This is a genomic window from Ancylobacter sp. (genome assembly GCF_965249975.1).
Lineage (GTDB): Bacteria > Pseudomonadota > Alphaproteobacteria > Rhizobiales > Xanthobacteraceae > Ancylobacter.
This window is the reverse complement of the sequence record NZ_CBDFNE010000015.1, coordinates 366,270-392,210: the sequence shown is the minus strand read 5'-3', so window position 1 is coordinate 392,210 and position 25,941 is coordinate 366,270. Positions and strand designations below refer to the sequence as shown.

Sequence of the window (25,941 nt, the reverse complement as noted above, 5' to 3'; positions counted from 1 at the left end):
TAGGCGCACATCTTCACGCCGCCAGATCGGCGACGAGGGCGTCGAGCACCGGCAGGCCGAGAGCGGTGGCGCGCAGGCGGTCGCCCGGCAGTTCCTCGATCATGCCGTCTTCCAGCAGCGCCGCCACGCGCGCGGGGTCGAAGCCGCGCCCCGCCAGCCGGGCGAAGCGGGCGCGGTCGATGCCCTCCATGAGCCGCAGGCCCATCAGCAGATATTCGTCGGCCTGCTCGGCGCGGGTCAGCGTCTCGTCGGCGATGACGCCATGGCCCTGCGCCTCCACCTTCGCCACCCATGCCTCCGGGCCGCGCTCGGTGGAGGTGGCGACCCGCCCCTCCGGCGTGTCGAGCCGTCCATGCGCGCCGGGCCCGATGCCGGCATATTCGCCATAGCGCCAGTAGAGCAGATTATGCCGGCTCTCCGCCCCTGGGCGGGCGTGGTTGGAGATTTCATAGGCCGGCAGGCCTGCGGCGCGCGTCGTATCCTGCGTCACGTCCCACAGGGCGCGCGCGACCTCGTCCTCGGGCACGATCAGCCGGCCGGCGCGGTGCAGGGCGGCGAAGGGCGTGCCCTCCTCAATGGTCAGCTGGTAGAGCGAGAGATGCTCGCAGCCCTCGTCGATGGCGCGGCGCAGCTCCGCCGCCCAGTCCGCCGGTCGCTGGTCCGGCCGGGCATAGATGAGATCGAAGGAGACGCGCTCGAAGGCGGCGCGCGCCACCGCCACCGCGCCCAGCGCCTCCTGCGCGCTGTGCATGCGCCCCAGCGCCTTCAGCGCGCCGTCGTCCAGGGCCTGCACGCCGAGCGAGACGCGGTTGACGCCCGCGGCGCGATAGCCGCGGAACCGCCCGGCCTCGACGCTGGTGGGGTTGGCCTCCAGCGTCACCTCGGCGCGCGCGTCGAGCGGCCAGGCCGCATGGATGGCGTCGAGAATGGCACCGACGGTCGCCGGTTCCATCAGCGACGGCGTGCCGCCACCGAAGAACACGCTGTGGGTCCGCCGCTGGCCGATACGCTCACGCGTATGGGCGATCTCGGCACGGAACGCCGCCACGAAGCGCGCCTGGTCCGGCGGTGCGTGGCGGACATGCGAGTTGAAGTCGCAATAGGGGCATTTGGCCTTGCAGAACGGCCAATGCACATAGACGCCGAAGCCGGGGTCCACCGGCGGCGGCGCGGGCGCGCGCTCAGTCAAACGTCGCCCCAAGGCAGGCCTGCGCCAGCGTCATGAAGGCCCGCGCCCGGTGCGAGAGGCCACGCCCATGCGGCGGCAGGCCGTGCTTCTCCGCGCCGCTCATCTCGCCGAAGGTGCGCTCATGGCCATCGGGCTGGAACATCGGGTCATAACCGAAGCCGGCCGGCCCGCGCGGCGGCCATACCAGCGTGCCGTTCACCACGCCCTCGAAATCCTCGACATGCCCGTCCGGCCAGGCGAGGCACAAGGCGGAGATGAAATGCGCCTTGCGCAGGTCGGGCAGTTCCGCCCCGGCATCGCGCAGCTCCTCCTCCACGCGGGTCATCGCCGCCATGAAGTCCTTTTCCGGCCCGGCCCAGCGGGCGGTGTAGAGCCCCGGCGCGCCGCCCAGCGCGTCGACGCACAGGCCGGAATCGTCGGCGAAAGCCGGCAGGCCCGACGCGTTGGCGGCGGCGATCGCCTTGATGCGGGCATTCTCCCCAAAGGTGAGGCCAGTCTCTTCCGGCTCGGGCAGGCCGAGTTCGCCGGCGGACACGGCATCGATGCCATAGGGCGCCAGCAGGCCCCGCATCTCTTCGAGCTTGCCGGGATTATGGGTGGCGATGACGACCCGGCCTTCCAGCCGGCGGTGCGCAGCGGGGCTCATGCGACGGCCAGCTTCTGCAGATCGACCAGCTTGGCGACGCCCTTGCGGGCGAGGCCGAGCATGGCGTTGAACTCGTCCTCGGTGAACGGCGTCTTCTCCGCCGTGCCCTGCACCTCGACGAAACCGCCGGAGCCGGTCATGACGAAGTTCACATCCGTATGTGCCTCGGAATCCTCGGCATAGTCGAGATCGAGCCGCGGCTCGCCGTCGATGATGCCGCAGGAAACGGCGGCGAGATGATCGCGCAGCGGCAGGGTGGAGAGCATGCCGCGCGCCTTCATCCAGCTCAGACAGTCATGCAGCGCGATCCACGCCCCGGTGACGGAAGCGGTGCGGGTGCCGCCATCGGCCTGGATCACGTCGCAATCGATGGTGATCTGCCGCTCGCCGAGCTTCTCCAGGTCCATCACCGCGCGCAGCGAACGGCCGATGAGGCGCTGGATTTCCTGCGTACGGCCGGATTGCTTGCCGGCAGCGGCCTCGCGGCGCGTGCGGTCATGGGTGGCGCGCGGCAGCATGCCGTATTCCGCTGTCACCCAGCCGCGCCCCTGCCCCTTCAGCCAGGGCGGCAGCCGCTCTTCCAGCGTGGCGGCGACGAGCACATGGGTCTCGCCGAACTTCACGAGGCAGGAGCCCTCGGCATGGCGCAGCACGCCGCGCTCGAAGCTCACGGCCCGCATCTCGTCGGGAAGGCGGCGGGAAGGGCGCATGCGGACGATCTCCTGAACGGCGGCGGCGGGCCCGTCGCGACGGGCCCTGTGGGCGGACCTTGTAAGGGCGGCGCCCGCCCTGTGCAATCGCCGGGCGCCCGTCATGGCTCGATGACGGGGCCTCAGCACGCGCCGCCTTGTACATGGACGGCGATTACCGAGATAATAGACACCCATGACCGGGTAGACGAGACAAGGGACAGGCCCCCGCGATGCCCCTCGACCCATTTCTCTCCGCCACCGCGCCGTCGCTGGCGCGGCTCGACGAGCGCTCGCGCGAGATTTTCCGGCAGATCGTCGAGACCTATCTCGCCACGGGCGAGCCCGCCGGCTCGCGCAATATTTCGCGGCTCATTCCGATGACGCTGTCGCCCGCCTCGGTGCGCAATGTGATGGCGGACCTGGAAGCGGCGGGGCTGATCTTCGCCCCCCACACCAGCGCCGGCCGGCTGCCGACCGAGCTGGGGCTGCGCTTCTTCGTCGATGCGCTGCTGGAGATCGGCGATGTCTCCGAGGATGAGCGCAACTCGATCGAGACGCAGGTGCGCGCCGCCGCCCGCGCCCAGACGGTGGACGGGGTGCTGGCGGAAGCGTCGAACCTGCTCTCCGGCCTGTCGCGCGGCGCCGGCGTCGTCACCACGGGCAAGAGCGATGTGCGACTCAAACATATCGAGTTCGTGCCGCTCGACCCCACCCGTGCGCTGCTGATCCTCGTCTCCGACGATGGCGAGGTGGAGAACCGCCTCGTGCCGCTGCCCAAGGGCCTGCCTTCCTCCGCGCTGGTGGAAGCGACCAATTTCCTCAGCGCGCTGACGCGTGGGCGCACGCTGGTGGAGCTGCGCACCGAGGTGGAGCGCACTCTCGCCGCCCGCCGCGCCGAGCTGGACGAGGTGACGGCGCGGGTGGTGGAAAGCGGCATGGCCAGCTGGTCGGGCGGCGACAAGGCCGAGCGGCGGCTCATCGTGCGCGGCCAGACGCGGCTGCTGCACGATCTGCGCGCCATCGAGGATCTGGAGCGGGTGCGTCTGCTGTTCGACGATCTCGAAGCCAAGCAGGAGGTCGTGGACCTTCTGGGGCGGGCCGAGGACGCGCAGGGCCTGCGTATTTTCATCGGCTCGGAGAACAAGCTGTTCTCGCTGTCCGGCTCCTCCACCATCGTCGCGCCCTATCGCGATGGGCAGGGCAGGGTGGTCGGCGTGCTCGGCGTCATCGGGCCGACGCGGCTCAACTATGCCCGCATCGTGCCGATGGTCGACTTCACCGCCCGCGTCGTCAGCCGCGTCCTCGCCGGTCCGGGGATTGACGCGGCTTGATTTTTGCTGCTTCCGCCCCGATATGGCGGGCGTCCGCGCGGCCCTGCCGCCGGGACGGATTCATTGTTCGACGAGGTATTCATGAGCGACGCAAACCGCACTCCGGCTGACCAGCCCGAAACGGGTGATCAGACTGTCGACGCCGAGCACGGCGCTGCGGGCGCGCCGGACGACCTCGCTGCCGCCTTCGCCGCCGAGAAGGAACAGCTCGAGGCCGAGATCGCCGCGCTGAAAGACAAGTTCCTGCGCGCCTTCGCCGAGGCCGACAATGTGCGCCGCCGCGCCGAGCGCGAGGTGGCGGACGCCAAGGTCTACGGCATCACCGGCTTTGCCCGCGACATCCTCACCGTGGCCGACGATTTCGAGCGCGCGCTCGGCGCCATCGACGCCGAGGCCCGTGCCAAGGCCGACGGCACGCTGAAGACGCTGCTGGAAGGCATCGACCTGACCGGCCGCGCGTTGCTGCACGCGCTGTCCAAGCACGGCGTGGCGCGCATCGAGGCGGAAGGGACGAAGTTCGACCCGAACATGCATCAGGCGATGTTCGAGGTGCCGAACACCGAGGTGCCGTCCGGCACCGTGGTTCAGGTCATCCAGCCCGGCTACAAGCTCGGCGAGCGCGTGCTGCGCCCGGCGCTGGTCGGCGTCTCCAAGGGCGGGCCGAAGGCAGCGCCCACGGACGCCCCGCCGGCGGGAAACTGAGCCGGGCTCCGCGCGCCGGCCCATCCGACATGAAAAAGGGCCCCGGCGGGGCCCTTTTTTGTGGTTGGTCCGGAGGCTCAGCGCAGGGTCACGCCGTCGCGCACGGCCCGCATGGCGGTGTAGTCGGCATCGAAATTGTCCGTCGCCGCCACGCCGACCATGCGCAGATAGCCGCTGCGGCCGAAGCTGAGCCACTGCGCCACCTTCACCGGCGCGCCGCTCTGCTGGTCCACCGCATTGGCGATCAGCTCATAGCCGGGCTGGCCGCCGACGCGCAGCGGGCCGCCGCGCTCGACGCGCAGTTCCTTGATGCCCGGCACGCTGGCGATCGCCCGCTTGGCCACCGCCTCGCGCTCGTCCTCGCGGATTTCTCCGGGCCCGACGGCGACGATGAAAAAGGACTGGGACTGCTGCTCGCCCTTGTCCGCCGGAGCGGCATCGACCTTGGTGAGCAGCACCGCATTGTTGCCGATCACCTTCATCACCTTGTAGCCGCTCAGCTGATCAAGCGTGAAGGGCAGCTTGGCGAGCATTTCCTCGGTGCTGGGGGGCGCGCGGAACACCACCGTCTTCAGCGCCTCCTCGACCTTGGCGTCGGGATAGCGGCTGCTGGAAGCCTCGGGGAACTGCACGGTTATCATGCCGGTCTGGTCCTTGCCGCCGGCGATGAGGATCCATTTCTTCAGCGCCCCGGCGCCCACGGTCTGGAAGCCCTTGAGCAGGACGGCCGGCACACCATCGGCGAGCGTCACGTCGCGCCGCTCCTCCACCGTCACGCCCTGCTTCTCCAGCTCCTTGGCAGCGAAGCTCTTGGTGATCTCCTCATAAGCGGGCTTGGGCATTTCCAGCACGAGCAGCGAGGCGCTGGCGGCGCGATCCTGGAATCCGGGCACGCCGGGCACGGGCACCATACCCTCCGGCGGCACCAGACCGATCGTGCCGTCATTGACGAATACCGGCTGGGCGGCGGCGGGAAGGGCGAGCGCCGCCAGGACAAAGGCAGCGGCGGCAAGGCGGGCAACAAGGCGCATTCGCAATCCTTCAAATCTCAAGGCGGCTGTAACTTCGCCCTTTCTGCGCATTCATCAAGGCCGAATTTCGCTCGTGCCCGCCCTGTGTACCCGCCGTAACGTCAGATTGATGCGTCCCGGCTGCTTCAGAAGCGTCGAAGTGCCGGGATAGATGCGGTCAATGCCGTGAAAGGCCGGTCGCGCCGGCCCTGCCAGCAGCAGCGCGTCGCCGGAGGCGAGGCGGAGCGAGCGGGTGGGGTCGCTGCGCGCCGTGCCGCCGATGCGGAACAAGGCGGCGTCGCCGAGCGAGAGCGAGAGAACCGGGGCCGCGAACTCCTCCTCGTCGCGGTCCTGATGCAGCCCCATCCGCGCCTGCGGCCCATACCAGTTGATGAGGCAGGCCTCCGGCGCCAGATCAGCGCCCGCCAGCGCGTCCCAGGCGCGGATCAGCATAGGCGGGAAGGGCGGCCAGGGCTGGCCGGTCTCGGGATGGGTCGGCTGGTAGCGATAGCCGGACACGTCCGACACCCAGCCGAGCGGCCCGCAATTGGACATGCGGACGGAGAAGGGCTTGCCGGTGCGCGGCATGAGCGGGGTGAACAGCGGCGCCGCAGCGAGGACGGCGCGCAGCTCTTCCGCCAGCGCTTCCTGCCCCTCGCGGTCGAGCCAGCCCGGCCAGTAGCGGCAGCCGGGCACGATGTCGACCGCCGTCGTCATGTTAGAGCTTCCTCAGCGCCACCGCCTCGACCTCATGGTCGCCGCCCTTGCGCAGGATGAGGTCGGCGCGCTGGCGGGTGGGCAGGATATTCTCGCGCAGGTTCACCAGGTTGATCGAGCGCCAGATGGCACGGGCGGTGGCGTCCGCCTCCGCGCCGGTGAGGCTGGAATAGCGGTGGAAATAGGCTTTGGGATCGCGGAAGGCGGTCTCGCGCAGCCGCATGAAGCGCTCGACATACCAGCGCTCCAGAATGGTCTCGTCGGCGTCGATATAGACCTTGAAGTCGAAGAAGTCGGAGACGAAGGGAATGCCCTTGCCATCCTTTGGCGGGCGGCTGGTCTGCAGCACGTTCAGCCCCTCGACGATGAGGATGTCGGGCTGGTCCACCTCGATCGCCGCATTGGGCGTCACGTCATAGTCGAAATGGCTGTAGAGCGGCGCCCGCACCGGCCGGCGGCCGGCTTTGATGTCGGTGAGAAAATGCAGGAGCGCCGGCAGGTCGTAGCTTTCCGGGAAGCCTTTGCGCCCCATCAGCCCTTCCTGTTCGAGAATGGCATTGGGCAGCAGAAAGCCGTCCGTGGTGACCAGCGCGACCTTCGGCGTGTTGGGCCAGCGCGCCAGCAGCGCCTGCAGCACGCGGGCGGTGGTGGACTTGCCCACCGCCACCGAGCCGGCGACGCCGATGATGTAGGGCATCTTGCCGTTCTGCTCGGGGCCGAGAAACTTCTGCATCTGCCGGAACAGCTTCTGCGTCGCCCCGACATAGATCGAGAGCAGGCGCGAGAGCGGCAGGTAGATTTCCTCGATCTCGGGGAGGGACAGCCGGTCATTGAGACCCTGCAGCCGCTGGATCTCGTCCGGCTTCAAGGGCTGGGGCGTGTCGGCGCGCAAAGCCGCCCATTCGGCGCGGCTGAATTGACGGAAAGGCGACAGCACCGCCCCGTCGAGCTTCAGGTCCATGGTAGCGTTTCCCGGCTCGCCCGGACATTCAAAGCGCCGGGCGTTGGTCGACCGTATACCACCTTAGTTGAAGGCAGGATACTGGCCGCCGGCCGGAGAACCGCCGTCGGAAACAAGGGGAAGGCGCCCTCAGCCCTTGGGGCGGGACGCCTTTTCCTCCAGGCCGGACTGGTTCGTCCGGCGGCCGAGCTCCGCATACACGTCATCCAGCGACACGCCGCGCGCCTGAAGCAGCACGGCAAGATGGTAGAGAAGATCGGCGCTTTCGGAAATGACCGCTTTCGTATCGGTGCCGACGGCGGCGAGTGCCGTTTCCACCGCTTCTTCGCCCAGCTTCTGCGCGCATTTGGCGACGCCCTTGGCCAGCAGGGTGCGGGTATAGGACGGCTCACCCTCGGCCGCGGCGCGGCGGGCGACGATGGCGGCCAGCTCTTCGAGGGTAACGCGGGCGGGCGTCGCATTCATCGGCCGGTCTCCTCAATGTCGGCGCCACCGCGCCGGACGGGCAGGCCGGCTTGCGCCAGGGCGTCCTTGGCGTCGCCGATGGTGAAGGTGCCGAAATGGAAGATCGAGGCCGCCAGCACCGCCGAGGCCCCCCCATTGCGGATGCCATCCACGAGGTGATCGAGCGTGCCGACGCCGCCGGAGGCGATCACCGGCACTTTCACCGCATCGGAAATGGCGCGCGTCAGCTTCAGGTCGAAGCCCTCGCCGGTGCCGTCGCGGTCCATGGAGGTGAGCAGGATCTCGCCGGCGCCGAGCGCGACGACCTCCTTCGCATACTCCACGGCGTCAATGCCGGTGCGGTTGCGCCCGCCATGGGTGAAGATCTCCCAGCGGTCGGGCTCGCCCTCGGCGGAAACCTTCTTGGCGTCGATAGCGACGACGATGCACTGCTCGCCGAACTTTTCCGCCGCCTCGCGCACGAACTCCCGCCGGTTCACCGCCGCCGTGTTGATCGACACCTTGTCGGCGCCGGCGTTGAGCAGCGCGCGGATGTCCTCCACCGTGCGCACGCCGCCCCCGACGGTCAGCGGCATGAAGCACTGTTCGGCGGTGCGGCTCACCACATCGATCAGCGTGCTGCGCGCCTCGACGCTCGCGGTGATGTCGAGGAAGCAGAGCTCGTCCGCCCCGGCGGCGTCATAGGCCTTGGCCGCTTCCACGGGATCGCCGGCGTCGCGCAGATCGACGAACTTCACGCCCTTGACGACCCGGCCGTCCTTCACGTCGAGGCAGGGAATGACGCGGACCTTCAGCATGGACTCCCCCCGGGCGGCTGCGTCGCTCATGCCGCCAGCCCCGCCACCAGCGCCAGCGCGGCGCGCGGATCGAGCCGGCCATCATAGAGCGCCCTTCCGGTGATGGCGCCTTCCAGCTTCGCCGCGCGCGGCTCCATCAGCGCCTTCACGTCGTCGAGCGAGGCGAGCCCGCCCGAGGCGATGACCGGAATGGAAATGGCCTCCGCCAACGCGATGGTCGCCTCCATATTGAGGCCCTTCAGCAACCCGTCGCGGGCGATGTCGGTGTAGATGATGGCGGCGACGCCGGCATCCTCGAAGCGCTGCGCCAGTTCCAGCGCGGTGAGGTCCGAGGTCTCGGCCCAGCCTTCCACCGCCACGCGCCCGTCCTTGGCGTCGAGCCCCACCGCCACACGGCCGGGAAAGCGCCGCGCCGCTTGCCTGACGAAGGCGGGGTCGCGCACCGCCGCCGTGCCGAGGATGACGCGGGTGATGCCCTTGGCCAGCCAGTCCTCGACCCGGCCAATGTCGCGAATGCCGCCGCCGAGCTGCACCGGCATGGTGACGGCTTCGAGAATGCGCTCCACCGGCGCCGCGTTCACCGGCGCACCGGCGAAGGCACCGTCGAGATCGACGATGTGCAGATAACGGAAGCCCTGGGCCTCGAACTGCGCCGCCTGCTGGGCGGGGTCGTGGTTGAAGATCGTGGCGCGTGCCATGTCGCCCTGCTGCAGGCGCACGCACTTGCCTTCCTTGAGATCGATGGCGGGAAAGAGGATCACGGCGCCCACTTCAGGAAATTGGCGAGAAGGGCGAGGCCGAGGCGCTGGCTCTTCTCGGGATGGAACTGCGTTCCGGCGATGTTGTCGCGGCCGACCATGGCGGTGATCGCCCCGCCATAGGAGGTGGTGGCGATCACGTCCGCCGCGCGCGCGGCCTTGAGGTGGTAGGAATGCACGAAATAGGCGTCGAGCCCGTCCGCACCGGTGGGAATGCCGTCAAGGATCGGGTGGGCACGCGCCACATCGAGCGAGTTCCAGCCCATATGCGGGATCTTCAGCGCCGGATCGGCCGGCTCGATCTTCACCACGTCGCCGTCGATCCAGCCGAGCCCGGCGGTTTCGCCATGCTCCAGCCCGCGCGTCGCCATCAATTGCAGCCCGACGCAGATGCCGAGGAACGGGCGGCCCCGTTCCATCACCGCCTCGGTCAGCGCCTCCACCATGCCGGGGATGGCGTCGAGGCCGCGCCGGCAATCGGCATAGGCGCCGACGCCGGGCAGCACGATGCGGTCGGCGCGGCGCACCACGTCGGGGTCGGCGGTGACCAGCACGGCCTTGCCGCTGCCACCCTCGCGCGCGGCGCGCTCCAGCGCCTTGCCGGCGGAATGGAGATTGCCGGAACCGTAGTCGATCAAGGCGACGGGGGCGGGTGGGGTCATCGGGACGCCTCCGGAAACAGGCCGAGCACGCCGGCCTCGGCCGGCCGCGCCCCGGCATGGGCACGGGCGCCGCCCATCGGCGGCAGGAACGGACGCGGCGCGGCCACGTCGCCGAGCCGGGCGTCGAAATAGCGCTGTTCGGCGGCTTCCAGCTTCGGCGCCACCACGCAGCCCGCTTCCTCATAGCCCTGCGCGGTCAGCTTTGACCGCCGCAGGCCCGGCAGGCCCACGGCGACGGCGCTATTGCCGACCAGCAGCAGCACCAGCGCACGGTCGGGCAGGTCGAGCACGCTGACAGCGAGGATCACCGCCGCCTGCAGCACCGCATAACCGAGCAGGGCCAGCCACAGGCGGTGGCGCAGCAACACCAGCGGGGCGAAGAGCAGCGCGCTCCAGGACAGGCGTTCGGGCACGAAGACGAAGCCGTCCGCCCATTGCTGGGTGCTGCGCCGCGTCTCCGCCTCCTCGGGTTCGAAAACCGTCCAGACCGCCATGCCGCCGTTCCTGCCCTGTCAGCCGCCGAGGCTGCCCTTGGTGGAGGGGATTTCCCCCGCCGCCGCCGGATCGATGGCCACTGCCGCGCGCAGCGCACGGGCCAGACCCTTGAAGCAGCTCTCCGCTATATGGTGCGCGTTGGCGCCATAGAGAGTCTCCACATGCAGGGTCAGCCCGGCATTGATGGCGAAGGCCTGAAAGAATTCGCGCACCAGCTCGGTGTCGAACTCCCCGATCTTCGCCGCCGCGAACTCGGTGCGGAACACGAGGAAGGGCCGGCCGGAAATGTCGAGCGCGACGCGGGTCAGCGTCTCGTCCATCGGCAGGTGAAGGCTGGCATAGCGGGTGACGCCGCGCATATCGCCGAGCGCCGCCTTCACCGCCTGGCCGAGCGCGATGCCGACATCCTCCACCGTGTGGTGGAAGTCGATATGCAGGTCGCCCTTGGCCTCGATCTCCATGTCGATGCGCGAATGGCGGGCCAGAAGGTCCAGCATATGGTCGAAGAAACCCACCCCGGTCGCGATCAATGCCTTCCCCGTGCCGTCGAGATCGACGGAGAGGCGGATCTGCGTTTCCTTGGTGGCGCGGGTGATGCTGGCCGTGCGCATGGCAAAGGGCTCCCGGAAAGAGCGCGCCTCTTAGCAGCTATGCGGGTGCTATGCCATATGCACGCATGACAGCAGCCAGCCGCGCGCGCGGCGAGTTGCGCCCGCGCAGTGAGGCCTTAAGTAAGGGGCCTCGACCGGAGCCCTTCATGACCCATTCCCCCGACACGATCTACGGCACCACCATTGTCTCCGTCCGCGCCGACGGGCGCGTCGCCATTGGCGGCGACGGGCAGGTGACGCTCGGCAACACGGTGATGAAGTCGAACGCCCGCAAGGTGCGCCGGCTGGGCAAGGGCGACGTGATCGGCGGCTTCGCCGGCGCCACGGCGGATGCCTTCACATTGTTCGAGCGGCTGGAAGCCAAGCTGGAACAGTATCCCGGCCAGTTGCAGCGCGCCTGTGTCGAGCTCGCCAAGGACTGGCGCACCGACCGCTATCTGCGCCGGCTGGAAGCGATGATGATCGTCGCCGACGCCAACGTCACGCTGGTGCTCACCGGCACTGGCGACGTGCTGGAGCCGGAGAACGGCATCGCCGCCATCGGCTCGGGCGGCGGCTTCGCGCTGGCGGCGGCCCGCGCGCTCGCCGACAGTGGCAAGGACGCCGAGGCCATCGTGCGCAAGAGCCTCGCCATCGCCGCCGACATCTGCATCTACACCAACCATAATGTGGTTGTGGAGACGATCGGGTGACCCTCTCAGAACAGACCGTCCTCGCTGCGGTCGAGCGCGGCATCATCTCGCCGGAACAGGCCGAGCGCCTGCGCGCCCTGGAAGCCGAGCTGGCACCGAGCACCGCCGCCCCCCTCCCGCCGCCGGACGACGACGAGCGGCTGCGCCTCGTCGGCGGCTTCGGCGACATCTTCGTCACCATCGGGCTGGCGTTGTTCCTCGGTGCGCTGGGCTATTTCGGCGATACGCTGGGGACTGCCGTTGCGTGGGTGGTGGTCGCCGCGGCCAGCTGGCTGCTGGCGGAATTCTTCACCCGCGTGCAGCGCATGGCCCTGCCCAGCATCGTGCTGCTGGTGGTGTTCTGCGGATCGGTATTCTACGCGGTGTCCGCATGTCTGGGCGACAACATGCCCTTTCTCCCCAATGAGCGTTGGTTCAGCCAATACCCGCTCACAACGCCACTGGGCGGGCTTGGGGCGCTGGCTGCCACGATATTGCATTACTGGCGTTTCAGGGTGCCGATCGCCCTTGCCGCCACCGCTGCCGCGGTCGTCGCGATCGTGGTGGGCGTTGCGGCTGCCGCGGCGCCCGGTGCCTTCAACGTGGTTATCAACCCCCTGCTCGTGGCCTGCGGCCTCGGCATCTTCGCCCTCGCCATGCGTTTCGACCTGAGCGACCCCCAGCGGCTCACCCGGCGCACCGACATCGCCTTCTGGCTGCATATGCTGGCGGCGCCGTTGATCGTGCATCCGCTCATCCACGGCTTCATCGGGCCGGACGGTAGCCCCGGGGTGGCTGGCGCGTTGCCGGTGCTGGCGGTGTTCACCGTGCTCGGCGTGGTCGCGGTGCTGATCGACCGCCGCGCGCTGCTGGCTTCCGGCCTCTCCTATGCCGGCGTCGCCTTCGCCTCGCTGATCGAGGTGACCGGCTTTACCAAGAGCTCGACACCGCTGAGCCTGCTGGTGCTCGGCGCCCTCATCCTCTTGCTGAGCGCGCTCTGGCACCCGCTGCGTCGCGGCGTGCTCGCGCTCCTGCCGGCCCGCCTGGCGCAGCGCCTGCCCCATCCCCCTGTTTCTCTCTCGACGCGGAACGCCTCATCGTCATGACCAGCTTCTCGCCCCGCGAAATCGTCTCCGAGCTCGACCGCTACATTGTCGGCCAGCACAAGGCCAAGCGCGCGGTCGCCATCGCCCTGCGCAACCGCTGGCGCCGCCAGCAGCTGGAAGGGCAGCTGCGCGAGGAGGTGCTGCCGAAGAACATCCTGATGATCGGCCCCACCGGCGTCGGCAAGACGGAAATCTCCCGCCGCCTCGCCAAGCTGGCCGGCGCGCCCTTCCTCAAGGTGGAAGCGACCAAGTTCACCGAGGTCGGCTATGTCGGGCGTGATGTCGAGCAGATCATCCGCGACCTCGTCGAAATCGGCATCGGCCTGGTGCGCGAGGTGCGCCGCAAGGGCGTCGAGGCCAAGGCGCATCTCGCCGCCGAGGAGCGGGTGCTCGACGCGCTGGTCGGCGCCACCGCCTCATCTGGCACCCGCGAGAGCTTCCGCAAGAAGCTGCGCGACGGGCTGATGGACGACAAGGAAATCGAGATCGAGATCGCCTCGGGCAATCAGGGCATGCCGATGTTCGAGATTCCCGGCATGCCCGGCGCGCAGATGGGCGCGGTCTCCATCGGCGACATGCTGGGCAAGGCCTTCGGCGGCCGCTCCAAGCCGCGCCGGGTGACGGTGAAGGACGCCCATCCGCTGCTGCTCTCGGAAGAAGCCGACAAGCTGATCGACCAGGACGCCATCGTGCAGGAAGCCATCCGCTCGGTGGAGGAGAACGGCATCGTCTTCCTCGACGAAATCGACAAGATCGCCGGCTCTGAGCGGCGCGGGGGAGCGGACGTGTCGCGCGAGGGCGTGCAGCGCGACCTGCTGCCGCTGATCGAGGGCACCACCGTCTCCACCAAGCACGGGGCGGTGAAGACCGACCACATCTTGTTCATCGCCTCCGGCGCCTTCCACGTCTCCAAGCCGTCGGACCTGCTGCCCGAACTTCAGGGCCGGCTGCCGATCCGGGTCGAGCTGGAAGCGCTGACCCGCGAGGATTTCACCCGCATTCTCACCGAGACCGAGGCCAGCCTCGTCAAGCAGTCGGTGGCGCTGATGGGTACGGAAGGGGTGGAACTCATCATCACCGAGGACGCGGTGGCGGCCATTGCCGACATCGCCGTGCAGGTGAACGCAAGCGTGGAGAATATCGGCGCCCGGCGGCTGCAGACGGTGATCGAGCGGGTGCTGGACGATCTGTCCTTCACCGCGCCGGACCGCGCCGGCGACCGAGTGGTGGTGGATGCCGACTATGTCCGCTCCCGCGTCGCCGACCTCGCCGGCAACACGGATCTGAGCCGCTACATCCTCTGATTCGGCACCGGAACGAGTGCTGAGCCGACTCAGCGTTTCACGTGAAACGGGCAGTCGGATAGTGACGCTGGAAATACCCCCGTCATGCTGAGGAGGCGGGCGGAGCCTGCCGTCTCGAAGCACGCAGGTGGCTAAACCGGCGTTGGCTCGGAAGGCGCCCCACATGCCCAGCAGGAATGGGATCGGCGATGTTCTGCGTCCTTCGAGGCTCGCTCCGCGAGCACCTCAGGATGACGAGGGGTGTCATGCTGAGGAGCGGGGCATTGCCCCGCGTCTCGAAGCACGCAGGTCCACCGCACCGCTACCCCGGCCGTCCCAGGATCTTGAGCCGGCCAAGCAGTTCCGCCACCGCTTCCGGCGGCAGGGTGGCGATCTCGCGGGCGAGAAGATTGGCCAGCTCGGTGGCCTCGGGCGAGAGGCCGGACGTGTCCACCACCACGCGCGGGTCGGAAAGCTCCGCCAGCACCTGCAGCGCCTCCGCCTCGTCCCAGATCACGTTGAAATAGGCGATGATGCGCTGGAGCATTAGCCAGGTCGGCTGGCCGCGCTTGCCATGTTCCAAGGCGGAGAGATAGGCGGCGGAAACGCCGATCGCCTCGGCCATCTGGCTCAGTGTCACCCCGCGCTCGGCGCGCAGTTCACGCAAGCGGCGGCCGAAGGGGGTCACAGCCGGCCTCCGCGCAGGCGCCGCACCCGCACATAGAGCGCGCCCTCCCCGCCATGGCCGCGCCCGGCGGTCTCGAAGCCGAGCACGATGGTGCGCAGCTCCGGCGCGCCGAGCCATTGCGGCACCAGCCGGCGCAGCACCCCGCGCCCGCCCTCGCCGGCGAGCATGCTCATCGCCTCGCCCTTGCCGGTAATCACCAGCACCAGCCCGTGGCCCTCCCCCTGCGCCGCGCGCAGAAAGCCGATCAGCCGGCCATGCGCCGCGGCCTGGGTCATGCCGTGCAGATCCAGCCGCGCATCCACCTCCACCCCGCGCGACAGCCGGCGGCGCAGCTTCGGTTCCAGCGGGGCGAGCGGCGGCGGGGCCGGCGGCTTCGGCGGCACCTTGGGGACGGCGGGCACGGCCTTGGCCGGCTTGGCGGCGGCCACGGCGGCAGCCTCGGGCGGCGCTTCGACCACGCCGCCGGCCTCGGCCTTGGCGAGGGCGGCGCGCTTCACCGGGCGGATCGGCTTGATGGAACGGGTCACATGCTCCCACAGCGCCTTTTCCTCGGCGTCGAGCGGCCGCCGCCGGCGGCTGCGCCCGGCTGAATCGCTGCCCGCCATCACGGCGTCTCCGACAGCGCAGCGGGGATCGCCGGCCGGGGCCTCGGCAGCGGCACGCGGGCGCGGGCGGGATCGAGCGCGCGCGGCAGCAGCAGGACGAAGCGGCCGGGATGCTGCACCCGGCCGGCGATGGTCCCCGCCTCAGGCCCCGCGCCGAAGAAGATGTCGCCGCGCGCCGGGCCGATAATGGCCGATCCGGTGTCCTGCGCGATCATCAGCCGCTCGAAGGGCTCGGACGCACCGTCCGGCCCGGTCGGCAGCGCGGCGTCGAGGAAAATGGGCGTGCCGTAGACATGGATCGCCTTGTCGACGGCGAGCGAGCGCCCGGCGGTCAGCGGCAGGCCCTGCGCGCCCACGGCGCCGTCCTCGGCGGTCAGTTCGCGGGCGACGCGGAAAAAGACATAGGAACGGTTCTGCCGCATCAAGGCGCGCCCTTCGTCGGGATGGGCGGCGATATAGCCACGAATGGCGTCCATCGACATCTTTTCGCGCGGCACAAGCCCGCGTTCGATCAGCAGCCGGCCGATCGGCGTGTAGGGCTGGCCGTTATGGCCGTCATAATTGAGCCGCAGCACCTCGCCATCGGGCAGGCGCACCCGCACCGATCCTTGAATATGGGCGAAGAAGGCGTCGGCGGGATCGCGGATCCACGCCACCACCTCCGCCCGGTCGCCCAGCGCCCCGTCCTCGATGGCGGCACGGTCGAAATAGGGCAGGCGCCGGCCGTCCACCTCGCGGAAGGCGCCGCTTTTGTTGGTCGGCGGCCCGCCGCCCGGCGGGGTCTCGATGATGAGGTCGCGCGGCCGGGCATAGAGCGGCGTGGCGAACACGTCGGAGCGGGTGCGCGACCCCTCCACTTCCGGCTCGTAATAGCCGGTGAGGAAGCCGTCCGGCTTGTCCAGCGCGGTGATGATGTAGGGACGGAATTCGCGCTCGAAGAATTTTCGCGCCGTCGCCTCGCCCGGCTGCTTCGGCAACCGCGCCGCACGGGCGCAGATGGGCCGCAAGGCGGTGAAGACGGGGCGGGGCGGACGAACGAGGTCCGGCTTGCGGGTGAGCGCCGTGCAACTGCGGCGGAAGGTGGCGAGCGCCTTGGCGTGGTCGTCACCGGCCCAGCCGGGCAGGTCGGCGAAACGGGTCGGCTCCAGCACCGCCTGCGGAAACAGCGGGGCAGGGGCGGCCTGCGCGCCGCTGCCCCCGCCGGCGAGGGCGCCGGTCAGAACGAGGAGAAGAGCGGGGAGGACGAGAGGCGTGCGCACCCCGTCATCTTCTCACGAAGCCGCTTCGGTGGCGACCAGCTTCCAGTTGGGGTCGCGGGCGCCAAGTTCGCGCGCGAAGGTCCACACATCGGTCACGTCGGCAACCTGCTCGGGATCGCCGTCCACCACGCCGCCATTGCGGTCGCGGGTGACGGAGATCAGCTGCGAGAGGAAGCGCACGGTGATCTGCGCGCTGCGTCCGCGCGCCTCAGCTTCGATGATCTCGGCCTTCTCGATGCCGACGAACTGCGTTTCCATCTTCTCGCCGCGCTGCTCGCGCTCGGCGATGGCGGCGCTGAAGCCGTCGAACACGTCGCGCGCCAGAAGGTCCTTCAGGCTGGCGCGGTCGCCATTGGCGAAGGCGACGATGATCATCTCATAGGCCGCGCGGGCACCGGTGAGGAAGTGCTTGGCGTCGAACTCGCGCTCCTGCGCGGCGATGGCGTCGAGGCCATTGGCCACGGCCGAACCAACCTCGGCGATGCCGGCCCAGCGCGCCGGGGCGGGCTCGGCGTCTTCCACCGGTTCCACCGGCGCGGGCACGGCCGGCGTGTCGGTGGCGGTGCCGGGGAAATTCACCACCTTGTCGGAGGCGCCCACGGGCGCCTTGGCGGCATCGCGGCGCGAATAGGGATCGTAAGGCGGCCGCTCCCGCCCCGTCCGCTGCCCCAGCACGCTCCGCAGCCGTATGAAGATGAACACGGCGAGGGCCAGGAAGATGATCGTATAAATATCGAACACGTCGCAGTTCGCCGCTGTTGGCCCCGCCGGAGCCGTTCCGGCGCGGGACTGTGCCTCATGTGGTGTCCGCGCGGCGCCTTCCAAGGACGGGCCGGCCGGTTGACATGACCTATTTACGACGTCTGGCCGATTTCGCCACCCCGTCCCTGCCGCAGGGTCATCACTTCGGCGGAGCAGCAGGGCGATAACCTGACATCCCGGCCACAGTAGAGCACAGCCGCCGCGTCCGCCAAGCGCCGCCGTCGCCCACATCCGCAGGAGGCCGCGCAAAGCGTGCCGCGCGCTTGTGAGCCGCACCCAACCGTGTTAGCGACACCCGCCCTTTGCAAGACCGGCTGAGGCGGAACGACCGACCCAGCGGCACCATCGCCGGCGCCCCTGAGGGCGATGCCGGCGAACCCCACGGAGAAACCTATGGCTGAGACCGACAACGCCCAGATGCCGACGCTTCAGGTGCTGACGCAGTACACGAAAGACCTGTCCTTCGAAAATCCGGGCGCGCCGGAATCGCTGGTCGTCAAGGGCCAGCCGCAGATCGGCATCCAGATCAATGTCGGCGCCAAGCCGCTGCGCGACGGCGCCGAATATGAAGTCGAGCTGAACGTCGAGGCCAAGGCCGAGCTGAACGGCAAGACGCTGTTCGCGCTGGAGCTGGTCTATGCCGGCATCTTCCGCGCCCAGAACGTGGCGCAGGAGACCATCCACCCCTTCGTGCTCATCGAATGCCCGCGCATGCTGTTCCCCTTCGCGCGGCAGATCGTCGCCGACACGGTGCGCAATGGCGGCTTCCCGCCGCTGATGATCGACCCGGTCGATTTCGTCACGCTGTATCGCCAGCGCATGGCCCAGCAGGCGCCGAGCAACGTGCTCGCTTCCTGACGCGGCTTGCCGCATCCGACGCTTTACGACACGGCCGGCGGCGTCAGCTACCGGCCGTGTACTCGTTCCAGATGGCGTTTTCGCCCAGCGTGGCGATGAAGGCGGCATGCGCCGTCGCCTCTTCCGGGCTCCGGCGCGGCGCCAGCGGGCGGGGGCGCTGCAGCGGTGCCGCCACCTGTCCCTCGATCACCACCGTGGTCGACGTCTCCACCATGGTCAGGCTCAGCGCCGTCTGCTTGCCGCCGCACAGCTCGGCATAGACCTCGGCCAGCAATTCGGAATCGAGCAGCGCCCCGTGCTTGGTGCGGCGGGAGGAGTCGATGCCGTAGCGGTTCATCAGGTCATCGAGACGATTCGACGCACCCGGGTGCCGCCGCCGCGCCAGGGACAGCGTGTCGACCACGCGGTCGAAGGTGAGTGCCGGCCGCCCGACCTTCGCCAGCTCCGCATTGAGGAAGCCGATATCGAAGGCGGCGTTATGAATAACCAGCGGATCGCCGGCGATGAAGGCGAGGAAATCGTCCACCACCTGCGCGAAGAGCGGCTTGTCGGCGAGGAATTCGGTCGAGAGGCCGTGGACGTTGAACGCCTCCACCGGCATGTCGCGCTGCGGGTTCAGATAGACATGGTAGACCTGCCCCGTCGGGATGCGGTTGTAGATCTCGACACAGCCGATCTCCACCAGACGGTCGCCGGTGAGCGGGTTGAGGCCGGTGGTCTCGGTGTCGAGCACGATCTCACGCATCGCTTTTCCCTTCCTCGTCGCCGCGCAGTGCCCGCAGCTCGTCCAGCAGCGCCGCCACCGCCGCGCGAGCGCGGTCGAGCCCATGGCCGGTGTCGATCACATGATCGGCCCGCTGCCGCTTTTCGCCATCCGGCACCTGCCGGGCAAGGATGGCGGCAAATTTCTCTTCCGTCATGCCCGGCCGGGCCAGAACCCGGGCGCGCTGCACCGATTCCGGGGCGCTGACCACCAGCACGGCGTCGACGCGGTTCTCGCCGCCGGTCTCGAACAGCAGCGGGATGTCGAGCACGGCGATGGGCGCGCCGGCAGCCGCCGCCGCCTCCAGAAACGCCTTTTCGCGCGCGTGCACCAGCGGGTGGACGATGGCTTCCAGCCGCTTCATCGCCGCCTCATCGCCCAGCACGCGGGCGCCGAGCAGGGTGCGGTCGATCCGCCCGCCCTGCGTCACGCCGGGAAAGGCGGCTTCGACCGGGGCGACGCCCTCGGCGCCATAAAGCGCATGAACGGCCGCGTCGGCATCGTGCACCGGCACACCCAGCTCGCGGAAAATCTGCGCGGTGGTGGATTTGCCCATGCCGATCGAGCCGGTGAGGCCGAGGCGGAAGGGCGGGCGAGGGCTCACGCGAACGTCCCCCTCACGCGAACTGCCCTTTGGCCTTGAGGTCGGCGATAGCGAGGGCGCGCAGTTCCGCCGTCACCTGCGGGCGCACGCCGAACCAGCGCTCGAAGCCCGGCACCGCCTGGTGCAGCAGCATGCCGAGACCATCCACCGTGGCAAGGCCGCGCGCCTTGGCGGCCCTCAGGAGCGGCGTTTCCAGCGGCACATAGACGATGTCCGTCACCAGCGCGTCCGGCGAGAGCGCGGAAAGGTCGATATCGAGCGGCGGCTGGCCCTTCATGCCGAGCGAGGTGGTGTTGACCAGCAGCCGGCAGCCGATCAGCCGCCCACCGAGGTCGCGCCACTCCACCGGCAGCACACGCGGGCCAAACTGGTCGCGCAGCGCCTGCGCCCGTTCCAGCGTCCGGTTGGCCACCACCACGCGATCGACGCCGCGCTGCAACAGCCCATAGACAATTGCCCGCGCCGCGCCGCCGGCGCCCAGCACCACCGCCTCGCCCAGCGCCCGCGCCCATTCCGGCTCGGCAGCGTCGAGATTGGCGAGGAAACCGTGCACATCGGTGTTGGCCCCGTGGAGAGCGCCATCTTCAAGCCAGATCGTGTTCACCGCGCCGAGCGCCTCCGCCACCGCATCACGCGCCGCGCAGGCGCGGAAGGCGGCTTCCTTATGCGGCACGGTGACATTGCCGCCGACGAGGCCGGAGGCGGCGAAAGCGCCGAGAAAACCGTCGATCTCGGCCGGCGGAACGTCGCGGACGCCGTAGCTGCCATCGATGCCGTGCTGGGCCAGCCAGTAGCCATGGATCAGCGGCGAGCGCGAATGGCTGACGGGATGGCCGATGATCGCGACATGACGGGTCACAGCAGAAGTCCTTCGGAGCGCAGAAAGCCGAGCAGGGGCAGCAGTGGCAGCCCCAATATCACCGAATGGTCGCCCTCGACACGCTCGAACAGGTGAATGCCCAGCCCTTCCAGCTGGTAGCCGCCGACGCTGGACAGCACCGCCTCGCCCGCCGCATCCAGATAGGCCTCGATCGCCTCGCCATCGAGCGGTCGCACGGTGAGATGCGCGCTCTCCACGGTCGCCCACAGCACCTCCCCGTCGCGCGCCACCGCCACGGCCGAATGCAGGCTATGGGTACGCCCGGCGAGGCGGGCGATCTGCGCCCTCGCCGCCGTCCGGTCCGCCGGCTTGTGCAGCGCCTCGTCGCCCAGCGCCAGCGTCTGATCGGCACCGATGACGTGCCGGCCGGGATGCGCCGCCGCCCCCGCCAACGCCTTGGCCCGCGCCAGGGTGAGCGCGACAGTGGCGGGATCGGCGCCATCGCGCACCGCCTCGGCCTCGATGGCGCGCTCATCGACCGCGACGTTGACCGCCTCGAACGGCACGCGGGCGGCCTCCAGCAGCGCGCGGCGTGCGGCGCTCTTCGAGGCGAGCACCAGCGGCGCCCCCCCGCGCCACAACGGATTTCCGGGCGCCATGTCAGCCATTGGGATTCTCGGTCTGCTTCCGCCGGCGCTCCTGCAGCAAGGCAATGATCGCCGCCGCCGTCTCCTCGATGGAGCGGCGGGTGACATCGATCATCGGCCAGCCATGGCGGGCGCAGAGCCGGCGGGAAAAGGCGATCTCCTCCGCCACCGCCTCGCGGTCGGTATAGGTGTCGGCGGTCTGCGCCGCATTCAGCCCGAGCAGCCGGTTGCGGCGGATTTCCACCACCCGGTCGGCACTGGCGAGCAGGCCGACGATCAAGGGGCGCTTGAGCTCGGCGAGGCCCGGCGGCACCGGCAGGCTCGGCACCAGCGGGATATTGGCGGTCTTGATGCCGCGATTGGCGAGATAGATGCTGGTCGGCGTCTTCGAGGAGCGGGAAATGCCGAGCAGCACGACATCGGCGGCTTCCAGCCCGTCCACATGCTGGCCGTCATCATGCATCACGGTGAAGTTCATCGCGTCGATGCGGCGGAAATAATCGCCGTCGAGCTGGTGCTGGCCACCGACGCGCGGCTCCGGCGCGCCGCCGAGATAGGCCTGGAACAGCTGCACGACAGGCGCCAGCACCGAGAGCACCGGCACGCCATGGTCGCGGCAATAGGTCTTCAGCCGGTTGCGCAGTTCCGGATCGGTCAGCGTGTAGAGCACGATGCCGGGAAATTCGTCGATCGCCTGCACCACCTTGTCGAGCTGCTTGTGCGAGCGCACCAGCGGATAAATGTGCTCGATCGGCTTCACGTCATACTGCGCCGCCGCCGCCCGGCCGACGCTAATCAGCGTCTCGCCGGTGGAATCCGAGACGAGATGGAGATGGTAGTAGCTCTCCGACGGGCGGTTGGCGTCAGTCACGCCGTTCATCCACAGGCCTGTGCATAGAATGGGAACAAGCCACGCCCTTCGACGGTTCGCAAGGGGAGGGCTGGGGACAGCGCCGGATTTCCTCCACAGGCGAGACCCTGTGCGCTTTATCAAGGCGCCTGCGGCGAACTGCGTGGATAACCCCGCACGCGGCGCTTAAGCCCTTAAACCGGCTGAATTTTGGATTCGTCTGCGCGCGGCCGGTCCGCGGCAAGGCTGGGGGTCTGTTGTGGGCGGGGAGGAACATCTCTAATCCCCTGCTCACTACACAGACAACCTTCTATTCAAAGTGCTTAAAGAAGTATGAAGAGGCAGGGGACAAGCGGATGGAAAGCGCCGGAATGGACAGCGCCACGGCAGGGGCCAGCGTGACGAAGAAGCCGATCCTGCTCCAAGCGCTGGAAGGCCATGTGCCCAGCCGCACCCCGATCTGGATGATGCGCCAGGCTGGACGCTATCTCCCGGAATATCGCGAGGTGCGGGCCAAGGCCGGCGATTTCCTCACCCTGTGCTACACGCCCGACTATGCCGTCGAGGTGACGCTGCAGCCGATCCGCCGTTTCGGCTTCGATGCGGCGATCCTCTTCTCCGACATCCTCGTCGTGCCGCACGCGCTCGGCTGTCCGATGACCTTCGAGGCCGGCGAGGGCCCGCGTCTGGTGCCTGTCACCACTGGCGCGGAACTGGCGGCGCTGCGCGAGACGCTCGACCCGGACAAGATCGACCGGGTTCTGGAAGCGGTCAGCCGCATCCGCGCCGAGCTGCCCGCTGAGACGGCGCTGCTCGGTTTCTGCGGCGCGCCATGGACGGTGGCGACCTATATGATCGCCGGGCGCGGCACGCCGGACCAGGCGCCGGCGCGCCTCGCCTCGCTGCGGGACCCGGCGTTCTTCACCGCGCTGATCGATCTCTTGGTGGAAACCTCCGCGCGTTATCTCGTGGGCCAGCTCAAGGCGGGCGCCGATGCGGTGCAGATTTTCGACAGCTGGGCCGGGGTGCTGGACCCTGAGAGCTTCCGCCGCTGGTCCATCGACCCGATCCGCCGCATCGTCGCCGCCGTGCGGGCGGAAGTGCCCAACGCGCGCATCATCGCCTTTCCCAAGGGGGCGACGCTGTCCGGGCTTACCGAGATGGTGCAGGCGACGGGGGTGAACGCGGTGGGCCTCGACTGGACCGCCGACCGCAAGGCGACCCGCTATGCGCTGGGCGGCAAATGCGCGTTGCAGGGCAATCTCGATCCGCTCACCCTCATCGCCGGCGGCGCGGCGCTCGATTCCGCCATCGACGCCATTCTCGCGGATTTCCACGGCGCCTCGCATGTGTTCAATCTCGGCCATGGCATCCGCCCGGAAACGCCGATCGCCCATGTCGAGCGGATGATCGCGCGGATTCGCGGCGTCTAGAGCACGTTCCGATCCGATTGCATCGCAATCAGATCGGTAAAACGTTCTCTATCAATACTTTAGAGACTGATTCACCGATCAGGTTGATGCAACCTGATCGGATCAGGCTCCAGGCGAGGATCGAAGGCGTTCCATGCTGTATGAGTGGATCAAGGTGCTGCATGTGATCGCCATCATCTCCTGGATGGCCGGCATGCTCTATCTGCCGCGGCTGATGGTCTATCACTGCGACGCGCCCAAGGGTTCGCCGCAATCGGAAACCTTCAAGGTGATGGAACGGCGCCTGCTCAAGGCGATCATGAACCCGGCGATGATCGTCGCTTGGCTCGCCGGCCTCTGGCTCGCCTGGGACGGAGGCTGGTTCACGTCGGGCTGGTTTCACGTGAAACTGGCGCTGGTGCTGGCGATGAGCGGCTTTCATGGCGCGCTGTCGCGCTGGGTGAAGGATTTCGCCGCCGACCGCAATGTCCGCCCGGCCCGCTTCTACCGCATCATGAACGAGGTGCCGACGCTGTTGATGATCGGCATCGTCATCATGGTCATCGTAAAGCCGTTTTGACGCGTTCAAAGCGTCACGCGGCGCACTTGCGCCGAATCGTGCCTTTGCCTATGGTGCGCGAACTCCACGAAGCTGGCTGTCGCTCCGTTCAGGCGGGCATCTTCCCCGATGCCGCACGGTGTGCCGGATAAGAAGCCGATCCCCTCGGCCTGGGTCCGCAGACCAGCGCTTCCCACCTTTTGTCGTTTCGGCGGGACTTCCCGGCCGGCTACGTCCACATTTAGATATCGAGGCCTTTTCCCATGGGGGAAATGAAGCTCCAGGACCTCAAGTCCAAGAACCCCGCCGAACTTCTGGTGTTCGCCGAGGAGCTTGAGGTCGAGAACGCCAGCACGCTGCGCAAGCAGGAGCTGATGTTCGCCATTCTCAAGCAGCTCGCCGCCAAGGACACCGACATCATCGGCGAGGGCGTGGTCGAGATCCTCTCCGACGGGTTCGGCTTCCTGCGCTCCCCGGACGCGAACTACCTCCCGGGCCCTGACGACATCTATGTCTCGCCCAGCCAGATCCGCCGCTTCGGCCTGCGGACGGGTGACACGGTCGAAGGCCAGATCCGCTCCCCGAAGGATGGGGAGCGCTATTTCGCCCTCCTCAAGGTCAACACGATCAATTTCGAGGACCCGGACAAGATCCGGCACAAGATCAACTTCGACAACCTGACCCCGCTCTATCCCGACGAGCGGCTGAAGCTGGAAATCGAAGACCCCACCCGCAAGGATTTCTCGGCCCGCGTCATCGATGTCGTGGCGCCTATCGGCAAGGGCCAGCGCGGCCTCATCGTCGCGCCGCCGCGCACCGGCAAGACGGTGCTGCTGCAGAACATCGCCCAGTCCATCACCACCAACCATCCCGAGTGCTACCTCATCGTGCTGCTCATCGACGAGCGGCCGGAGGAAGTCACCGACATGCAGCGCTCGGTGAAGGGCGAGGTCGTCTCCTCCACCTTCGACGAGCCGGCGCAGCGCCATGTGCAGGTCGCCGAGATGGTAATCGAGAAGGCCAAGCGCCTCGTTGAGCACAAGCGCGACGTGGTCATCCTTCTCGACTCCATCACCCGTCTCGGCCGTGCCTACAACACGGTGGTGCCGTCGTCGGGCAAGGTGCTGACCGGCGGCGTCGACGCCAATGCCCTGCAGCGGCCCAAGCGCTTCTTCGGCGCGGCGCGCAACATCGAAGAGGGTGGCTCGCTCACCATCATCGCCACGGCGCTGGTCGATACCGGCTCGCGCATGGACGAAGTGATCTTCGAAGAGTTCAAGGGCACCGGCAATTCCGAGGTCATCCTCGACCGCAAGGTGTCGGACAAGCGCGTGTTCCCGGCGATCGACATCACCCGCTCGGGCACCCGCAAGGAAGAGCTGCTTGTGCCGGCCGACGTTTTGAAGAAAATGTACGTCCTGCGCCGCATTCTCAACCCGATGGGCACGGTCGACGCGATCGAGTTCCTGGTCGACAAGCTGCGCCAGACCAAGACCAATGGCGACTTCTTCGATTCCATGAACACCTAAGGCGCAAAGCCGAAACGAGACCGCGGGGAGGCGGGCATGAGGGCAGGGCAGTTCTACCGGCTTTCCGTCATGGCGCTTCCCCTCACACTGCTTCTGGCGCTGCCGGTGCAGGCCGGCGTCGCGGAACGTGAGCCGCCGCCAGCGGAACTCTGGCTGTTCGTTATCGGCATCGCCGCGCTCAGCTGGGTCATGGCCTGCCGGCGCTGGTGGCTTCCCCTCGCCGTGTGGCTGCCCACGGCTTTGTTCGTCGCCAGCCTCATCGCCGATTTCGCCGATCCCGTCATCGGGCCGGCGGTGCGGGCCGAACTCGGGCTCGCTTATGTGCTGCAGGCGGACCTCGCCGGCGCGCTCATGCTGGTGGTGCCGCTGATGCTGGCCAATGTGAAGTTCAGCCGGCTGGACACGGATAACCGTCCGGGAATGCGGCGCCAGCGCCGCTGATTGCGGGTTCGCAATAAAGGCGTCCGAATCTTCTATATCTCTGGCAAA

31 protein-coding genes are annotated in these 25,941 nt (G+C 68.5%); 10 read left to right on the top strand and 21 right to left on the bottom strand.

Annotated elements, in window-relative coordinates; translation table 11 throughout:
* Positions 1–13: 13 nt before the first annotated feature.
* From hemW to rph, 3 genes are read right to left on the bottom strand one after another with little or no spacing between them, the layout of a single operon-like run.
* The gene (gene hemW / locus ACP2AH_RS12615; RefSeq protein WP_425106102.1) at positions 14–1,189 is read right to left on the bottom strand and encodes a radical SAM family heme chaperone HemW; all 1,176 of its coding nucleotides are present in this window, start codon (positions 1,187–1,189) and stop codon (positions 14–16) included.
* Positions 1,182–1,835: an RdgB/HAM1 family non-canonical purine NTP pyrophosphatase gene (gene rdgB / locus ACP2AH_RS12610; protein ID WP_244380322.1), complete on the bottom strand. Its 654-nt coding sequence runs from the start codon at positions 1,833–1,835 to the stop codon at positions 1,182–1,184. Before rdgB ends, hemW begins: the two co-directional genes overlap by 8 nt.
* Entirely contained in the window at positions 1,832–2,545 is a 714-nt protein-coding gene (gene rph / locus ACP2AH_RS12605; protein WP_244380326.1) for a ribonuclease PH, read from the bottom strand. The genes rdgB and rph overlap by 4 nt, the downstream gene beginning before the upstream one ends.
* A gap of 212 nt (positions 2,546–2,757) precedes the next feature.
* On the opposite strand from rph, the gene hrcA reads away from it, so the two are divergent.
* Both hrcA and grpE read left to right on the top strand, forming a co-directional pair.
* Positions 2,758–3,858, top strand: coding sequence for a heat-inducible transcriptional repressor HrcA (gene hrcA / locus ACP2AH_RS12600; protein WP_425106101.1), 1,101 nt, complete (start codon positions 2,758–2,760; stop codon positions 3,856–3,858).
* 81 nt (positions 3,859–3,939) lie between these two features.
* On the top strand, positions 3,940–4,560 hold the full coding sequence (grpE, locus tag ACP2AH_RS12595; protein WP_425106100.1) for a nucleotide exchange factor GrpE: 621 nt from the start codon (positions 3,940–3,942) through the stop codon (positions 4,558–4,560).
* 77 nt (positions 4,561–4,637) lie between these two features.
* Here grpE and ACP2AH_RS12590 read toward each other — a convergent pair whose 3' ends face one another.
* The 9 genes from ACP2AH_RS12590 to hisB all read right to left on the bottom strand — a co-directional run bounded on the left by ACP2AH_RS12590 (position 4,638) and on the right by hisB (position 11,036).
* Positions 4,638–5,591 carry a hypothetical protein gene (locus ACP2AH_RS12590; RefSeq protein ID WP_425106099.1) on the bottom strand — a complete coding sequence of 318 codons (954 nt, stop codon included), beginning with the start codon at positions 5,589–5,591 and terminating at the stop codon, positions 4,638–4,640.
* A gap of 54 nt (positions 5,592–5,645) precedes the next feature.
* Positions 5,646–6,287: an alpha-ketoglutarate-dependent dioxygenase AlkB family protein gene (locus ACP2AH_RS12585; RefSeq protein ID WP_425106098.1), complete on the bottom strand. Its 642-nt coding sequence runs from the start codon at positions 6,285–6,287 to the stop codon at positions 5,646–5,648.
* Between the two features lies 1 nt (position 6,288).
* The gene (coaA, locus tag ACP2AH_RS12580) at positions 6,289–7,248 is read right to left on the bottom strand and encodes a type I pantothenate kinase (protein ID WP_244380339.1); all 960 of its coding nucleotides are present in this window, start codon (positions 7,246–7,248) and stop codon (positions 6,289–6,291) included.
* 129 nt (positions 7,249–7,377) lie between these two features.
* Positions 7,378–7,713 carry a phosphoribosyl-ATP diphosphatase gene (locus ACP2AH_RS12575; RefSeq protein ID WP_421698984.1) on the bottom strand — a complete coding sequence of 112 codons (336 nt, stop codon included), beginning with the start codon at positions 7,711–7,713 and terminating at the stop codon, positions 7,378–7,380.
* Positions 7,710–8,510 carry an imidazole glycerol phosphate synthase subunit HisF gene (hisF, locus tag ACP2AH_RS12570; RefSeq protein ID WP_425106170.1) on the bottom strand — a complete coding sequence of 267 codons (801 nt, stop codon included), beginning with the start codon at positions 8,508–8,510 and terminating at the stop codon, positions 7,710–7,712. Before hisF ends, ACP2AH_RS12575 begins: the two co-directional genes overlap by 4 nt.
* Before the next feature lie 26 nt (positions 8,511–8,536).
* Positions 8,537–9,271, bottom strand: a complete 735-nt coding sequence (gene hisA / locus ACP2AH_RS12565; protein WP_425106097.1) for a 1-(5-phosphoribosyl)-5-[(5-phosphoribosylamino)methylideneamino]imidazole-4-carboxamide isomerase — start codon at positions 9,269–9,271, stop codon at positions 8,537–8,539.
* Positions 9,268–9,930: an imidazole glycerol phosphate synthase subunit HisH gene (gene hisH, locus ACP2AH_RS12560; protein WP_425106096.1), complete on the bottom strand. Its 663-nt coding sequence runs from the start codon at positions 9,928–9,930 to the stop codon at positions 9,268–9,270. Before hisH ends, hisA begins: the two co-directional genes overlap by 4 nt.
* On the bottom strand, positions 9,927–10,424 hold the full coding sequence (locus ACP2AH_RS12555) for a DUF2628 domain-containing protein (protein ID WP_425106095.1): 498 nt from the start codon (positions 10,422–10,424) through the stop codon (positions 9,927–9,929). The genes hisH and ACP2AH_RS12555 overlap by 4 nt, the downstream gene beginning before the upstream one ends.
* An 18-nt stretch (positions 10,425–10,442) precedes the next feature.
* Positions 10,443–11,036, bottom strand: coding sequence for an imidazoleglycerol-phosphate dehydratase HisB (hisB, locus tag ACP2AH_RS12550; RefSeq protein WP_425106094.1), 594 nt, complete (start codon positions 11,034–11,036; stop codon positions 10,443–10,445).
* A 146-nt stretch (positions 11,037–11,182) separates the two neighbouring features.
* Here hisB and hslV point away from each other — a divergent pair, with 146 nt between their 5' ends.
* Genes hslV through hslU form a run of 3 tightly spaced genes read left to right on the top strand, consistent with a single transcriptional unit; the run spans position 11,183 to position 14,117 of the window.
* Positions 11,183–11,728: an ATP-dependent protease subunit HslV gene (hslV, locus tag ACP2AH_RS12545; RefSeq protein WP_425106093.1), complete on the top strand. Its 546-nt coding sequence runs from the start codon at positions 11,183–11,185 to the stop codon at positions 11,726–11,728.
* Positions 11,725–12,813, top strand: coding sequence for a hypothetical protein (locus ACP2AH_RS12540; protein WP_425106092.1), 1,089 nt, complete (start codon positions 11,725–11,727; stop codon positions 12,811–12,813). The genes hslV and ACP2AH_RS12540 overlap by 4 nt, the downstream gene beginning before the upstream one ends.
* A complete protein-coding gene (hslU, locus tag ACP2AH_RS12535) occupies positions 12,810–14,117 on the top strand; it encodes an ATP-dependent protease ATPase subunit HslU (protein WP_244380371.1) in 1,308 nt (435 codons plus the stop codon). The genes ACP2AH_RS12540 and hslU overlap by 4 nt, the downstream gene beginning before the upstream one ends.
* A gap of 301 nt (positions 14,118–14,418) precedes the next feature.
* Here the strand turns inward: hslU and ACP2AH_RS12530 are convergent, their stop codons facing one another.
* From ACP2AH_RS12530 to ACP2AH_RS12515, 4 genes are read right to left on the bottom strand one after another with little or no spacing between them, the layout of a single operon-like run.
* Complete coding sequence (locus ACP2AH_RS12530) at positions 14,419–14,784, bottom strand: helix-turn-helix domain-containing protein (RefSeq protein WP_425106091.1); 366 nt, start codon at positions 14,782–14,784, stop codon at positions 14,419–14,421.
* Positions 14,781–15,389, bottom strand: a complete 609-nt coding sequence (locus ACP2AH_RS12525) for a Smr/MutS family protein (RefSeq protein WP_425106090.1) — start codon at positions 15,387–15,389, stop codon at positions 14,781–14,783. Before ACP2AH_RS12525 ends, ACP2AH_RS12530 begins: the two co-directional genes overlap by 4 nt.
* Positions 15,389–16,648: a murein transglycosylase A gene (locus ACP2AH_RS12520; RefSeq protein ID WP_425106089.1), complete on the bottom strand. Its 1,260-nt coding sequence runs from the start codon at positions 16,646–16,648 to the stop codon at positions 15,389–15,391. The genes ACP2AH_RS12525 and ACP2AH_RS12520 overlap by 1 nt, the downstream gene beginning before the upstream one ends.
* A gap of 12 nt (positions 16,649–16,660) precedes the next feature.
* Complete coding sequence (locus ACP2AH_RS12515; protein WP_425106088.1) at positions 16,661–17,389, bottom strand: Tim44/TimA family putative adaptor protein; 729 nt, start codon at positions 17,387–17,389, stop codon at positions 16,661–16,663.
* 414 nt (positions 17,390–17,803) lie between these two features.
* Between ACP2AH_RS12515 and secB the strand changes: the two genes are divergently transcribed.
* Positions 17,804–18,268: a protein-export chaperone SecB gene (gene secB / locus ACP2AH_RS12510; RefSeq protein ID WP_425106087.1), complete on the top strand. Its 465-nt coding sequence runs from the start codon at positions 17,804–17,806 to the stop codon at positions 18,266–18,268.
* 43 nt (positions 18,269–18,311) lie between these two features.
* On the opposite strand, the gene dnaQ is transcribed toward secB, so the two are convergent.
* Genes dnaQ through ACP2AH_RS12485 form a run of 5 tightly spaced genes read right to left on the bottom strand, consistent with a single transcriptional unit; the run spans position 18,312 to position 21,982 of the window.
* Positions 18,312–19,013, bottom strand: a complete 702-nt coding sequence (dnaQ, locus tag ACP2AH_RS12505; protein ID WP_425106086.1) for a DNA polymerase III subunit epsilon — start codon at positions 19,011–19,013, stop codon at positions 18,312–18,314.
* The gene (coaE, locus tag ACP2AH_RS12500; protein WP_425106085.1) at positions 19,006–19,635 is read right to left on the bottom strand and encodes a dephospho-CoA kinase; all 630 of its coding nucleotides are present in this window, start codon (positions 19,633–19,635) and stop codon (positions 19,006–19,008) included. Before coaE ends, dnaQ begins: the two co-directional genes overlap by 8 nt.
* 13 nt (positions 19,636–19,648) lie before the next feature.
* On the bottom strand, positions 19,649–20,494 hold the full coding sequence (locus ACP2AH_RS12495) for a shikimate dehydrogenase (protein WP_425106084.1): 846 nt from the start codon (positions 20,492–20,494) through the stop codon (positions 19,649–19,651).
* Complete coding sequence (locus tag ACP2AH_RS12490; protein WP_425106083.1) at positions 20,491–21,123, bottom strand: Maf family protein; 633 nt, start codon at positions 21,121–21,123, stop codon at positions 20,491–20,493. Before ACP2AH_RS12490 ends, ACP2AH_RS12495 begins: the two co-directional genes overlap by 4 nt.
* Entirely contained in the window at positions 21,116–21,982 is an 867-nt protein-coding gene (locus ACP2AH_RS12485; RefSeq protein WP_307018578.1) for a pyruvate, water dikinase regulatory protein, read from the bottom strand. Before ACP2AH_RS12485 ends, ACP2AH_RS12490 begins: the two co-directional genes overlap by 8 nt.
* Positions 21,983–22,323: 341 nt before the next feature.
* On the opposite strand from ACP2AH_RS12485, the gene hemE reads away from it, so the two are divergent.
* The 4 genes from hemE to ACP2AH_RS12465 all read left to right on the top strand — a co-directional run bounded on the left by hemE (position 22,324) and on the right by ACP2AH_RS12465 (position 25,893).
* The gene (gene hemE / locus ACP2AH_RS12480) at positions 22,324–23,385 is read left to right on the top strand and encodes a uroporphyrinogen decarboxylase (RefSeq protein WP_425106169.1); all 1,062 of its coding nucleotides are present in this window, start codon (positions 22,324–22,326) and stop codon (positions 23,383–23,385) included.
* 133 nt (positions 23,386–23,518) lie between these two features.
* Positions 23,519–23,944 carry a protoporphyrinogen oxidase HemJ gene (hemJ, locus tag ACP2AH_RS12475; protein WP_421699000.1) on the top strand — a complete coding sequence of 142 codons (426 nt, stop codon included), beginning with the start codon at positions 23,519–23,521 and terminating at the stop codon, positions 23,942–23,944.
* 242 nt (positions 23,945–24,186) lie between these two features.
* Positions 24,187–25,452 carry a transcription termination factor Rho gene (gene rho / locus ACP2AH_RS12470; RefSeq protein WP_244449942.1) on the top strand — a complete coding sequence of 422 codons (1,266 nt, stop codon included), beginning with the start codon at positions 24,187–24,189 and terminating at the stop codon, positions 25,450–25,452.
* A 36-nt stretch (positions 25,453–25,488) separates the two neighbouring features.
* Positions 25,489–25,893 carry a hypothetical protein gene (locus ACP2AH_RS12465; protein WP_425106082.1) on the top strand — a complete coding sequence of 135 codons (405 nt, stop codon included), beginning with the start codon at positions 25,489–25,491 and terminating at the stop codon, positions 25,891–25,893.
* Positions 25,894–25,941 lie beyond the last annotated feature (48 nt).